Here is a 13,543-nt window from a genome sequence, read left to right as displayed (position 1 = left end):
GGGGCTTAGCCCGGATCGCGCCAGCGGTTGACGATGGGATAGCGCCGGTCAAGCCAGAACGCGCCTTTGGTGAGACGCGTGCCGGGGGCCGACTGGAACCGTTTGTACTCGCTGATATAGATAAGATGCTCGACCCGTTTTGCCACATCCCGATCAAAGCCCGCGCGCACGCAATCCTCGATACTGCCGTCCTGGTCGACAAGGATTTCGAGAATGGCGTCGAGCACCGGGTAATCGGGCAGGGAATCACTGTCTTTCTGGTCGTCGCGCAGCTCGGCGCTGGGCGGTTTGGTGATGATGTTCTCGGGGATCACCGCGCCTGCGGGGCCCATCATCCAATCGCGGTGATTGGCATTGCGCCAGCGGCAGGTCTCGAAGACACGGGTCTTGTAGAGATCCTTGATCGGGTTATAGCCCCCCGCCATGTCGCCATAGATCGTCGAATAGCCCACCGCCACTTCGGATTTATTGCCGGTGGTGAGCAGCATTTCGCCAAACTTGTTCGACATCGCCATGAGCAACAGCCCGCGAAGCCGCGACTGGATATTCTCTTCCGTCAGGTCCGGCGCATGGCCCTCAAACAGCGGCGCGAGCGTCTCGGTCACCGCCTGGCGGCTCTGGCTGATCGGCACGAAATCATAGGAACAGCCGAGATTTTCAGCCAGCGCCTTGGCATCGTCGAGCGAGGCTTGCGATGTGTATTCCGACGGCAGCATGACACAGCGGACATTGTCCGCCCCGATGGCATCGGCGGCGATGGTGGCGACAATCGCGCTGTCGATCCCGCCCGAGAGGCCCAGAAGCACCTTCTTGAACCCGGTCTTGCCCATATAGTCGCGCAGCGACAGGACCATGGCGTTGTAATCCTGTTCCCAGGCATCGGGCAGCGGCGCCAGATCGCCTTTCTCCGCCCGCCAGCCCGCCCCGGTGTCGACCAGATCGAGATGCGCAATCGCCTCTTGGAAAAGCGGCATCTGCAACGCCAGTTCCCCGCCGGGGTTGAGCACGAAAGAGCCGCCGTCAAAGACCTGATCATCCTGCGCGCCCACAAGGTTGAGATAGACGAGCGGCAGCCCGGTCTCGATCACCCGCGACACCATGAGGTTCTGCCGGGTCTCCATCTTATTGCGATAATAGGGCGATCCATTGGGGATGAGCAGCAGCTCCGCCCCGGTCTCTTCCAGCGTCTCGGTCACATCCTCGTGCCAGGCATCCTCGCAGATCGGGCTGCCGATGCGCAGCCCGTCCACCGCATAGGGCCCGCCAATCGGGGCCGAGCCATAGAGCCGCACCTCGTCAAACACCGTCTCATTGGGCAGATGATGTTTGAGAACCCGGCGCGACACCTGACCGCCCTGCAGGATGTGATAGGCATTGTGCAGCTCCGCCCCCTCGAGCCAGGGACCGCCAATGGCCAGGGCCGGGCCATCGGCGCAATCGCGCGCGAGCGTGTCGATCGCGGCAATCGCATGCTGATGAAAGGCGGGCTTTCGCACCAGGTCTTGCGTGTTGTAGCCGGTGATGAACATCTCGGGCAGCGCCACGAGATCGGCCCCGGCGTCGCGCCCCTCCTGCCAGGCGCGGCGGGCCTTCTCGGCATTTCCCTCGATGTCGCCCACAGTGGCGTTAAGCTGGGCCAGCGTCAGGCGAAACCGGTCGGACATACACACATTCCTCTCTCGACTTGGCGAAAACCTGCGCCTTGATTACCGGCAAGCCCCGGCAAGGGAAAGCCACTTTCCGAAAACCCCGTTGTCACTTAGCCATGTGTCCTCTAGATTTCGCAGGGACGCCTGACGACGTGGATGGGGTCGGGCAGCCGGGGCAAAACAGCATGGATTTCAAGATGACAGCTGCGTGGACGCAAAGGGCGGCACTGATCGTGACATTGGCGGCGGCCGGGGCCGCTCAGGCCCAGGACGGCGAGATCAGGACCAAGCAATACGACGATGGCGGCGTCTACGAGGGCACGTTCAAGAACGGGCTGCAACATGGCACCGGCAGCTACACGCTGCCCAATGGTTACCAATATCGCGGCGATTGGGCCGAGGGCGAGATTCGCGGCACCGGTGTCGCGCGTTTCCCCAATGGCTCGGTCTATGAGGGCGAATTTGCCGCCGGCAAACCCAATGGCGTGGGCAAGATCACCTTCACCGATGGCGGCACCTACGAGGGCACATGGGAAGACGGCAAAATCAACGGCGATGGCGTCGCGATCTATGCCAATGGCGTTCGCTACGAGGGCGGCTTTCGCAATGCGATGCATTCGGGGCGCGGCACGATGACCTCGCCCGGCGGCTATGTCTACGAAGGCGACTGGGTCGCGGGCGTCAAGGAAGGCAGTGCCAAGATCACCTATCCCGATGGCGCGATCTACGAGGGCGAAGTGTCGAAAGGCGCGCGCCACGGCCAAGGCACGCTGACCATGCCCGACGGGCTCATCTATGAAGGGCTCTGGAAAGACGGCCAGATCGACGGCGAGGGCAAGCTCGTCCAGCCCAATGGCGATGTCTACGAGGGCAGCCTCGTCAATGGCCGCCGCGAGGGCCAAGGCAAGGTCACCTATGCCAATGGCGATGTCTATGAGGGCGGCTTTGTCGATGACAAACGCCAAGGCACCGGCACGTTCACCGGCACCGATGGCTATAAATACGTGGGCGACTGGGCCGAGGGGCAGATTTCCGGCACCGGCCGCGTGACCTATCCCGATGGCTCTGTCTATGAGGGCGAATTTGCCGAAGACCTCGCCAATGGCACTGGCAAGATCACCTATCCCGATGGCGCCACCTATGAGGGCGAATGGGTCGATGGCGTGATCGAAGGCTCGGGCCGCGCCACCTATCCAAGCGGTCTGGTCTATGAGGGCGAATTCAAGAAGGCCCGCAACCATGGCAAAGGCGTGATGACCTATGCCGATGGCTACCGCTACGAGGGCGACTGGGTCGATGGCCAGCGCCATGGCAAGGGCGTCGCGACCTATCCCGATGGCACGGTCTACACCGGCGATTTCAAGGAAGGTCAGCGTGACGGGCAGGGCGAGATCGTCATGCCCGACGGGTTCAAATACGCGGGCGGCTGGTCCGGCGGCGAGATCAACGGCGAAGGCGTCGCGACCTATTCCAACGGCGATGTCTACGAGGGCAATTTCCGCAATGGCAAGCGGCAGGGCGAAGGCACGATGCGCTATGCCAGCGGCGAAGAGGCCAGCGGCACCTGGGACGAAGGCGCGCTGAACGGCGCGACCCCGGCAGGCGGCGCGGCGGAAGCCGAGGCCGGGGCTGAAACCACGGCTGAGCCTGATGGCGTCCCGGCCGAGAGCATCGATGGCCAAGCCTCGACCGAGCCGAACCCGGCGGCCGAGGCGACAGAGACCGAGACCGGAACTGAGACCGAGACCAACAGCGCCCCGTCTGAATAATCGGCCCGAGGAACCAGCCTGACCCAAACCTCCGACGATAGACGGGGCGGCTTAGCGCCGCCCTGCCTCTGCGCCCGCAGGCTTAACCCATCCCCAAAACCGGCAAATCGGGAAATCCATACTGTCGCAATACCGACGTGTTGCCGACGCGATGCCGAACCCTCGTTTTTCAGCGATTTCAACGGATTAACCATTCGATTCGCTTGGTTTCGTCAAATGGGCGAAATCGCCCCCGAAACACCGCAGTGACCCCAGGCCTGAGAGGAAAATTTCGGGGCTTTTCATTTGGCGCGGCCTGCGTATAGTCGGGCGCATGACAGATTTCGGGCATATCACCATTCCGCAGCACGGCCTTCGCCGTGCCCGCCCGCTTGCCCTACTGATCCTAAGCCGCCTCTGAGCGTGCCATTCCTTGGCGCGACCGCTCAGAGGATGTGCCCTTTCGCGCCGCTGGATCAGATTTAGACAAGAGATACCGACATGACAAAACCCGACAATGACCGCGTGGTGATCTTTGACACCACCTTGCGCGATGGCGAACAAAGCCCCGGCGCAACCATGACCCATGACGAAAAGCTCGAGATCGCCGGGCTGCTCGACGAGATGGGTGTCGACATCATCGAAGCGGGCTTTCCCATTGCTTCTGAAGGAGATTTTCGCGCCGTAAGCGAGATCGCCAAGCAGGCGGAGAGCGCCGTGATCTGTGGTCTCGCCCGCGCCAATCTCAAGGATATCGACCGCTGCTGGGAGGCCGTGAAACACGCCCGCCAACCGCGCATCCATACCTTTATCGGCACCTCGCCGCTGCACCGCGCCATCCCCGATCTCACCCGTGACGAGATGGCCGAACGCATCCATGAGACCGTGACCCATGCCCGCAATCTCTGCGACAATGTGCAATGGTCGCCGATGGATGCGACCCGCACCGAATGGGATTATCTCTGCCGCGTGGTCGAGATCGCCATCAAGGCCGGGGCCAGCACGATCAACATCCCCGACACCGTGGGCTATACCGCCCCGGTCGAGAGCGCGGATCTCATCAAGCGCCTGATCGAGACCGTGCCCGGCGCCGATGACGTGGTGTTCGCCACCCATTGCCACAATGATCTCGGCATGGCGACCGCCAATTCCCTCGCCGCCGTCGCCGGTGGCGCGCGTCAAATTGAGTGCACGATCAATGGCTTAGGCGAACGCGCTGGCAACACCGCGCTCGAAGAAGTGGTGATGGCGCTCAAGGTGCGCAATGACATCATGCCCTGGCACACCGGGATCGACACCACCAAGATCATGAATATCTCGCGCCGGGTCTCGACCGTCTCGGGCTTTGTGGTGCAGCCCAACAAGGCCATCGTCGGCAAGAACGCCTTCGCCCATGAGAGCGGCATCCACCAGGACGGCATGCTCAAGAACGCCGAAACCTTCGAGATCATGCGCCCGGAAGATGTCGGTATTTCAGGCACTTCGCTCCCCTTGGGCAAGCATTCCGGCCGCGCCGCGCTGCGCGCCAAGCTCAAGGATCTCGGCATCGAAGTGGGGGACAATCAACTCAAGGACATCTTTGTGCGGTTCAAGGATCTCGCCGACCGCAAAAAAGAAGTTTACGACGACGATATTCTCGCGCTGGTGAGCGTCACGGGCGAAACCTCGAACCATCTCGAGCTGATCAATCTCAAGGTGATCTGCGGCACCGGTCCGGCCGAAGCCGTGCTCGAAATGGAAGTGGGTGGCGAGGAAAAAAGCGCCACTTGTCAAGGGGATGGCCCGGTCGATGCCACGTTCAAGGCAGTGCGGGAAATCTGGCCCAATGACGCCAAGCTGCAGCTCTATCAGGTGAACGCCGTCACCGAAGGCACCGACGCCCAAGCCACCGTCAGCGTCCGCCTCGAAGAGGCTGGCAAGATCGCCACCGGCCAGTCTGCGGACACCGACACCGTCGTCGCCTCGGCCCGCGCCTATATCCATGCGCTCAACCGGCTCATGGTGCGCCAGTCGCGCGGGGGCAGCGATATCCCCGAGGTGAGCTACAAGGATCTCACCTGATCCCAAGCCGCTCTGACGGCGGCAATGCGGCGGTTTATGTCGCATTGCCGCTGGACGCGGGCGGCGCTATGGGCCATGTCCCAAGGCAACAGATTGACCGGAGGAAATGACCCATGTCCAACGCAGAGCTTGAAACCGCCATCGAATCCGCCTGGGACGCGCGTGACACGATCACCCCCGCGACCACCGGCGCCACCCGCGAAGCGATCGAAGAGACGCTGAACGCCCTCGACAGCGGCAAGCTGCGCGTGGCTGAGCGCGGCGAGGACGGCACCTGGCATGTGAACCAATGGGCCAAGAAGGCTGTGCTTCTGGGCTTCCGCATCAAGGATATGGAAGTGCAGGACGGCGGCCCGCAGGCCGGTGGCTGGTGGGACAAGGTCGACAGCAAATTCAAGGGCTGGGGCGCCTCTGACTGGAAATCCGCAGGCTTCCGCGCCGTGCCCAATTGCGTCGTGCGCAAATCGGCCTTTATCGCGCCGGGCGTGGTGCTGATGCCGTCTTTCGTCAACCTCGGCGCCTATGTGGACGAGGGCACCATGGTCGACACCTGGGCCACCGTGGGCAGCTGCGCTCAGATCGGCAAGAACGTGCACCTTTCGGGCGGCGTCGGCATCGGCGGCGTGCTGGAGCCGATGCAGGCAGGTCCCACGATCATTGAGGATAATTGCTTTATCGGGGCGCGTTCGGAAGTGGTCGAAGGCTGCATCGTGCGCGAAGGCTCGGTGCTCGGCATGGGTGTGTTCATCGGCCAGTCGACCAAGATCGTCGACCGCGAGACCGGCGAAGTCATGTATGGCGAAGTGCCGTCGGGCTCGGTCGTGGTGGCAGGCTCGATGCCGTCGAAAAACGGCGTGAACCTCTATTGCGCGGTGATCGTCAAGCGCGTCGATGAAAAGACCCGCTCGAAAACCTCGATCAACGAGCTGCTGCGCGACTAAGGCGCAGTCAGGCCTCGGCCCAGTTCTGAAATAAACGACGCGCGTCCCAAACCCCTGGGGCGCGCGTTTTGCATTTCTGACGCTTGGGCCAAGGCCACGGCTTGACTTTCCGCCCGTGCCTTCGCAAAGGGAAGCATGAGCAAAACCGCCAAACCCTCCCGTCAGAAAGTCTATACGCTCTTGGTCGAGATCGGCCGCAAGACGGGCGATGGGCTGCCCAAGAACGCCACCGGTGCGGCGCTGGTCATCTATGCCTCGGGCGTGGACGAGGCCGAAGCGGTGCGCGAAACGGTGGCGATCCTCAAACAGGCCGATACCGCGCCGCTCGATGTGACGGGCTATGGCACGTTGGAAGAACGCGAGGCCGAAGGTCACGAGATCCCCGACGAGGAACGCGCGCTCATGCAGCGGGCGCTCGACGAGAATGCGGTGATCGTGGCGCAGGTCACGCCTTTCGAGGACTGAGGTCCTGATCGCTTAGCGGTCGGCGTCGCCGAACCAGTTGCGATAAATCACGTCATAGCTGCCGTCTTCGCGCATGTGCAGAAGCGCCTGATTGATCTCTTCGGCGAGATCGCTGCCCGAGGGCAGGGCGATGCCATAGCTTTCGCGCAAGAAGATCGGCCCCGCCAGCCGCGTGGTGCCGTCGCCCTCGTTATTGGCGTAATAGGCGAGGATCGGCGCGTCATAGACCAGCGCATCAAGCTCGCCTTCGGCAAATTCGGTGAGCATGGTGGCCGGATCGCCATAGCCCTCATAGCGCATCTCGCGACGGTCGAGGAAATCGGCGGCGGTGCTGCGCTCCACGGTGCCGACCCGTTTGCCATAGAGATCGTTGAGCCCGCCGATCGAGGTGTTGATCGCCTCCACTGTCATCACCGAGGTGATCTTGGCCACAAAGACCGACACGATGAAGAGCGACGAGATGACCAGCAGCACGCCAAAGAACCGCCCGGCGGGCGAACGCGGCATGCGTTCCTCAAAGCCACCGTTGACCACAAGGTTGAGCGCCCACCAGAAGGCCGGAAACAGCGCCTCGCGCGGGGCGAGATCGAAATAGGGCTGACGGCCCCGTTCGAAATGCCACATGAGCATGCCGCCGCCCAGCAAGAGACCGAAGGCCAGCCCGACAGCGATCAGAATGTCCTTGGATAACAGGATCTTCCAGACCGATGTGCTGCCGGTTCCATCGTCATGGATCAGCACCTGAAGCCCGGCGCTAAAGATCGGCTGCGAAAAATCGAGGGTCAATTCGCGCTCGGCGGTGATGGAGATATTGGCGATGGCGGCATCCACCTGACCGGTTTCGGCGGCGGCGAGCATGTCGCTGAAACTGTCGAAGACGACGAAGTCGTAGCTCCGCCCCATACGCTCGGCGAGGCCGCTCCAGAGGTCGATGGAAAACCCGGTGGGGTCGCCATCGGCGGCCATGGAAAAGGGCGGGCGGTTCACGGTGCCGACCTTGAGAGGCTCAGCCTGTTGAGCCGAGGCCGATGCGGCGAAGACCATCAAAGCCAGCAACAGAAGTGTCCGGAACATCCCATCCCCAAAATGGCGTTTTCGCTCGCATACTTAAGATATGCGCATTCGGCAAGGGCGGCGTGTTCCGATTGGCTATGGCTGCCCTTGGGTCAGGCAGCGCGCCAGCGGGCGAGGGTGATCGCCTCATAGGGGCGCAGCACCGGCCAGACCGGCTTGGCATGTTCCGGCAGGGCCTGCGGGTCGCAATGGTTCAGAACGCTTTCGCGCAGGTCGCGCGTCTTGCGGCGCAACCGGCCGATATAGAGGCTCTCGATCGGGCAACCGGCGGCCATGACGGCCTGATGCCGGGGCAAAAGCAGGTGATGATAGGTGACCAGCGTCGCGCTCTTGGCGCGAAAGGCCGAGGTCTGATCCACCAGATGCTGTGTGGGCAAGAGCACGGATTCCGTGCCGAAGAGATATTCCACATCCGAACCGGAAAGGATCAGCCGCTCTTGCGGGGCGAGGTGAATATCCTCGGTCAGCCCATAATAAGGCGCGCGCAGCCGAATGGGGCGGAACGCGCCTCGAGCGGGGACGGTGAGGCGCAGCGCCTGCAGCACGGGGGCCGTCTTGCCACAGGCGGTGAGGACCTGATCGCCCCGGCGGAGCTGAGATATCGGGCGCGGGCCCTCCGGGGTCGCGATGGGGACCGTGGCACAGATGCCGGGCATCGGGCCCAAGGGGTGAATATGATCGGCAATCGCCACATAGCGGACGTCGCCGTCGATCTCGCGCAGCGACGGGGCGAGGGTGACCATCTTGAGATTGGCGAGCGGCATCGGATGCGGATCGGCCATGCGTACGCTCAGACATTCGCCGGTGTCGAGATGCTCAAGGCTCATCCGGGCCTGACCGATGTCGCAATCCCAGCTGTAGCAGATGCGCACCCGGTCGGCCCGGGAATCGTCGCGCTGTTCGATGGTGCAATGGCGCAGATCCTGCCCGAGGTTCTGGGCCAGCACCACCCCGCCGCGTGGCAGGGCACGCAGCGAAAAGCCGCCGCTATGGGGCATGCCATGGCGAAAGGAGAGGAGGGTCTGCGGATGGGGCTGGGCCGAGAATTGCGCCTCGATCATCAGCGTGCCGCGCCGCAACAGCACCTCGGGCGCGACCCGCGTGGCGCAGGTCTCTGGGGGATGATCCAGACCGCGGGCATCGAACTGCCCGCAGCCTCGGTCCATGATGGCGATCCAGGCCATTCAGGCGGCTACGGCCGCAGGGCTGGACAGGACGCGCGCCTCATAGCTTTTGAGGGTCGTGCGGGCCGCCGCGCCGTATCCGGCACCGGTGGCGGGGTCAATCTCTGGGAACAGAACACAAATTTCACTCACAATTTCGGCCTCGAAACTACGGGCGAACTGCGGACCGGGCAAAAAGCTCTCGGTTTGAAGCCCTTCCGAGTACACCACCTCATGTTGATCGAAGAGCATATGCACATATTCGACCATGCCGCCTTCTACCGGACGGATGCTGTGATCATTGACCAGATCGCGGGCTGCGACAAGAACTTCGGCCTCGCCAAAGTAAAGTTCCGCGCGAGCGTCTCTTATCAGCACCCGGTGCAAGGGCGAGAGTCGGATCGCGCGGTGCTGACCCAGGGCGTTCTCGGCGATGTGGATGGGGGCGAAATTGCCCGTGGCCTCGACCCGGCGCTGGCCGATCCAGCGGATCGGCTGCGGCCCACGGTCGCGGGTGATGACGAGATCCCCGGCGCGCAAAGTTTCGATGGCCACCTCGCCATCGGGGGTGAGAATGCGCGTGCCGGTCACGAAGCAAGGGACCGAGTCCACCAGCACAAAGCCCGTGTCGGTGTTGCCCGAGCCATTGGCGACGGTATAGGTGAAATTGGTCTGCTCGATCTCGCCATCGCCGGTCAGGGTCAGCGTGCCATCGGCATTGAGCTGCACGGTCTGGCCACTGGACAGGGTGACGATATCGCCCGCCACAACGGCATTGCCGTTGATATGGGTGATATACATCTGACCGCTGCCATTGTTGCTGTCATTGGCCAGCACATCGACGGTCTTGGAGCCGGTGGGATTGAGCGTCACCTGATCATCAAGCGCGATGAGCGACGTCTGGATGCTGTTGCCGGCAATTAGCAGGGTGGAGTCGTAATTGCTGTCCGACACATCCGCGACGCCGATGCGGATCGAGTTCATCTCGCCTGCGACCACCGGCATTTTCAGCGTCAGGGTGACGGTAAACCCGTCCATCTCCGTGTTGTAATCATCATTGGTGTTGTCGATGAAGAGGTTGCCATTGGCCCCGGCGTTGAGGTTGTTGGGATCGATATCCCCGTCGCCCACCGCGAGCTCGACCTGCACGCCATTGACCCAGACGCCGACAAAATCCTGAAACGAGCCTTGGGCGTATTCGGGGTATTCCTCGGAGGCAAAGATGAACTGCATGGTGAGCAGGTCACCGGTCGGGATGAAATCGACGTCGATGAAGGAGGCGTCATAGGTCCGCGCCCCGGCGGCCGCGTTGAATTCGGCGTTGTTGTTGGGGCCGCTGGAATTGGTGGTGGTGTTGCTGCTTTGGTTGGCGCCGGAGAAGAGGTCGAGCGTATTGGTAAAGCCACGCAGATCGCCGGTGGAGAACATCACGCCGGTGTCGCTCGGCGTCACCCCGGGAGAGACGCTGTTGCCATTGGTGTAGATGCCGGACGAGTCGCGGTCACCGGTGTAAGAGGCGCTGACAATCGTCACGCCATCGCCGAACATCGTTTCGGCCATTTCGATCGCGCTCGCGTTGCGATCGATAGGGAGCTCTTCGCCCAAGATCATGTCCAATGCCCCACGTCATGGGGCAGTGCAACCTGGCAATGTCACTATTAATAACAGCCTTGCGGCGGGGATCACGCGATGAGTGTCCGAACTCTCTACAGATGCTGATTGTCTCAGCTTGCCTGCTACTCTGCCTTTGTTTTTCTTATTATCACCACGGTTTCGCCAGAATGGGGCGAGAATGTGGCGTGTTTACGGCGGAAACCGGGGCAGGAGGCGAATTGCCCTTGTAAACATGCAATCTTGGGTTGGGCGTTGCAAAATGGTGACGCCAATTGCAGCACAGGCGGAAAGGCGGTAGGGCAGGGGCACGTATTTCCAGCGACGAAAAGGCCCGGCCCATGACTGCCATTGATCCCGTTGATTTGACCGCGAAACTGGTGCGTTGCGCCTCTGTGACGCCTGAGGAGGGCGGGGCGCTGGTGCTGTTGCAGGGCCTGCTCGAAGAGGCGGGGTTTGCCTGCACGCGGATCGACCGGGGCGGGGTATCGAACCTTTTCGCGCGCTGGGGCGACAAGGGCGCGGCGAAGAGCTTTGGCTTCAACGGTCATACCGATGTGGTGCCGGTGGGCGATGCGGCGGCCTGGAGCGTCGATCCCTTCGGTGCTGAAATCCGCGATGGCAAGCTCTGGGGGCGGGGCTCGACCGATATGAAATCGGGGGTCGCGGCCTTTGTGGCGGCGGCGATCGATCTGGTGCGCGATGCGCCGCCCGAGGGGGCGGTGATCATCACGGTGACCGGCGATGAAGAGGGCGATGCGGTGGATGGGACAACGGCGATCCTCGACTGGATGGAGGACGCGGGCGAGCGGATGGATGTCTGTCTCGTGGGCGAGCCGACCTGCCCCGAGACCATGGGCGAGATGATCAAGATCGGGCGGCGCGGGTCGCTCAGCGCGTGGTTCACCATCACCGGGACGCAAGGCCATGCGGCCTATCCGCATCGGGCCAACAACCCGATCCCGGCGATGGCGCGGCTGGTGGACCGGCTGTCGAGCCGCGAGCTCGATCAAGGGACCGAGCATTTCGATCCCTCGACGCTGGCGGTGGTGAGCATCGATACCGGCAACCCGGCCTCGAATGTGATCCCGGCGCAGACCAGCGGCATCGTCAACATCCGGTTCAACGACAGCCACAGCGGCGCGAGCCTGAGCGCATGGCTGCATGAAGAACTGGCGCGAGTGGCCGAGGAATTTGGCGTCGAGACCGAGATCAAGATCAAGATTTCCGGCGAGAGTTTTATCACCCCTCCCGGGGCGCTCTCTGACCTCGTGGCACGGTCGGTGGAGGCCGAGACCGGGGTCAAACCGGTGCTCTCGACCACCGGCGGCACGTCGGATGCGCGGTTTGTAAAATCGCATTGTCCGGTGGTGGAGTTTGGCCTTGTCGGGCAGACGATGCATCAGGTTGATGAGCATGTGGTCCTTGACCATATCGAACAGCTCAAAGGCGTGTATTCGCGTATTCTGCGCGATTACTTTTCATAAACGCGCATGCGCCCGCATTTATACCTCATGCTGAAAGAGCCGCGTCCCGGCCGGGTCAAAACCCGCCTCGGGCGCGAGATCGGCATGGTGGGCGCAGCCTGTTGGTTCCGGCAACAGATCGCCCGGGCCTGTCGCGAGCTCGACGATCCGCGCTGGCAGCTGGTGCTGGCAGTGGCACCGGATCGCGCGGGGCTCATGAGCCGGATGTTTCCGCCGCATCTGCCACGGGTGGCGCAGGGGCAGGGTGATCTTGGCGCGCGGATGGCGCGGCTCTTGCGCAACGCGCCGCCGGGGCCGGCGGCGATTGTCGGGGGCGATGTGCCGGGGGTGCGGCGCGCCCATGTGGCCCGCGCCTTTGCCATGTTGGGGCGGCGCGACGCGGTGTTTGGCCCGGCCGATGACGGGGGCTATTGGCTCGTGGGCCTCAAACGCAGCCGGGCAGTTCCGGCGACGCTGTTTGACGATGTGCGCTGGTCGAGCGCCAATGCGCTGGAGGACAGTATCCGCAGTCTTGGCGGGCTGCGGCATGGGCTGATCGATCAGCTGCGCGATGTGGATGGCGCGGCGGATATGTGCGCGCTCACGCCCAGGGCGCCTCAGACCATAGGGCTCAAGCGGTAAACAGCGGGTAAACCGCTAGAGCTCGATCGGTTGCAGCACCTCGGGTTCGATCACGTCGACGCCGGGCAGGGCGTCGATCAGGGCCGCGGCGGATTGTTCGAGAATCGGGAAGGTCCGGTAGTGGCAGGGGATCACCGTCTTGAAATCAAAGAAGGTTTTCGCAGCATAGGCGGCGCGGCGCATGTCCATGGTGAAATGGCCGCCCGCACAGAGGATGCCGATGTCGGGCTGATGCAGCGCGTTGAACACGCCCATATCGGCCATCACATCGGTGTCGCCCGAGACATAGATCGTGTGGCCCTCGCCGGTGATCATATAGCCGCATTCGGTGCCCGGCACGGAAGGCCCCGCGTCGGTGCCAAAGGACGAGGAATGGACCGCGTGCACCATGGTCACCGCCACATCGCCCAGCGCCACGGTGCCGCCTTTGTTAAAGCCGATCACTTCGATATTCTCGGTGCTTTCCCAATGGGATAGAAGGTCGTATTGCCCCACCACGGTGACGCCGTCGCGCTTGGCCAGGCGGAGCACATCGGCGACGTGATCGAAATGCGCATGGGTCAGCAGGATATGGCTCGCGCCCTTGGTGGCGGCGTCGTGCTGATCCTCGGCGAGCATCGGATTTCCGGTGAGCCAGGGGTCGATGAGCAGGGTCTGGCCGCCGATTTCGATGCGGAAAGAGCCATGTCCGAGCCAGGTGATACGCATATGTCCAATCCCTCC

Annotated in this window: 11 protein-coding genes; 6 read left to right on the top strand and 5 right to left on the bottom strand. The window is 62.8% G+C overall.

From position 1 onward, the window contains the following. Window positions 1-5: 5 nt before the first annotated feature. Complete coding sequence (locus WA237_RS00275) at window positions 6-1,664, bottom strand: NAD+ synthase (RefSeq protein WP_336096240.1); 1,659 nt, start codon at window positions 1,662-1,664, stop codon at window positions 6-8. 182 nt (window positions 1,665-1,846) lie between these two features. Here WA237_RS00275 and WA237_RS00270 point away from each other — a divergent pair, with 182 nt between their 5' ends. The 4 genes from WA237_RS00270 (at window position 1,847) to WA237_RS00255 (ending at window position 6,864) form a co-directional block, all read left to right on the top strand. Further along, window positions 1,847-3,418, top strand: a complete 1,572-nt coding sequence (locus tag WA237_RS00270; protein WP_336096239.1) for an MORN repeat-containing protein — start codon at window positions 1,847-1,849, stop codon at window positions 3,416-3,418. 480 nt (window positions 3,419-3,898) lie between these two features. Beyond that, the gene (locus tag WA237_RS00265; protein WP_336096238.1) at window positions 3,899-5,458 is read left to right on the top strand and encodes a 2-isopropylmalate synthase; all 1,560 of its coding nucleotides are present in this window, start codon (window positions 3,899-3,901) and stop codon (window positions 5,456-5,458) included. 113 nt (window positions 5,459-5,571) lie between these two features. Continuing rightward, on the top strand, window positions 5,572-6,399 hold the full coding sequence (dapD, locus tag WA237_RS00260) for a 2,3,4,5-tetrahydropyridine-2,6-dicarboxylate N-succinyltransferase (protein WP_336096237.1): 828 nt from the start codon (window positions 5,572-5,574) through the stop codon (window positions 6,397-6,399). 135 nt (window positions 6,400-6,534) lie between these two features. Next, window positions 6,535-6,864: a hypothetical protein gene (locus WA237_RS00255; RefSeq protein WP_009812463.1), complete on the top strand. Its 330-nt coding sequence runs from the start codon at window positions 6,535-6,537 to the stop codon at window positions 6,862-6,864. Window positions 6,865-6,876: 12 nt separating this feature from the next. Here WA237_RS00255 and WA237_RS00250 read toward each other — a convergent pair whose 3' ends face one another. The 3 genes from WA237_RS00250 to WA237_RS00240 form a co-directional block, all read right to left on the bottom strand. Then, window positions 6,877-7,938 (bottom strand): transporter substrate-binding domain-containing protein, encoded by a 1,062-nt coding sequence (locus WA237_RS00250; RefSeq protein ID WP_336096236.1) that lies wholly within the window; start codon window positions 7,936-7,938, stop codon window positions 6,877-6,879. A 92-nt stretch (window positions 7,939-8,030) separates the two neighbouring features. After that, a complete protein-coding gene (locus WA237_RS00245) occupies window positions 8,031-9,104 on the bottom strand; it encodes a Hint domain-containing protein (protein WP_336096235.1) in 1,074 nt (357 codons plus the stop codon). A gap of 18 nt (window positions 9,105-9,122) precedes the next feature. Continuing rightward, a complete protein-coding gene (locus WA237_RS00240; protein WP_336096926.1) occupies window positions 9,123-10,712 on the bottom strand; it encodes a Hint domain-containing protein in 1,590 nt (529 codons plus the stop codon). A 341-nt stretch (window positions 10,713-11,053) separates the two neighbouring features. On the opposite strand from WA237_RS00240, the gene dapE reads away from it, so the two are divergent. Together dapE and WA237_RS00230 are read left to right on the top strand one after the other, a co-directional pair. Then, window positions 11,054-12,199, top strand: coding sequence for a succinyl-diaminopimelate desuccinylase (dapE, locus tag WA237_RS00235; RefSeq protein WP_336096234.1), 1,146 nt, complete (start codon window positions 11,054-11,056; stop codon window positions 12,197-12,199). A 6-nt stretch (window positions 12,200-12,205) separates the two neighbouring features. Then, window positions 12,206-12,820, top strand: a complete 615-nt coding sequence (locus WA237_RS00230) for a TIGR04282 family arsenosugar biosynthesis glycosyltransferase (protein WP_336096233.1) — start codon at window positions 12,206-12,208, stop codon at window positions 12,818-12,820. Between the two features lie 15 nt (window positions 12,821-12,835). Here WA237_RS00230 and WA237_RS00225 read toward each other — a convergent pair whose 3' ends face one another. Continuing rightward, window positions 12,836-13,528, bottom strand: a complete 693-nt coding sequence (locus WA237_RS00225) for a metal-dependent hydrolase (RefSeq protein ID WP_336096232.1) — start codon at window positions 13,526-13,528, stop codon at window positions 12,836-12,838. Window positions 13,529-13,543 lie beyond the last annotated feature (15 nt).

Origin of the sequence: Roseovarius sp. CH_XMU1461, from assembly GCF_037027165.1 — a bacterium.
Taxonomy (GTDB): Bacteria; Pseudomonadota; Alphaproteobacteria; order Rhodobacterales; family Rhodobacteraceae; genus Roseovarius; species Roseovarius nubinhibens.
The sequence above is the reverse complement of the archived record's forward strand: the minus strand, read 5'-3'. Positions and strand labels throughout refer to the sequence as shown.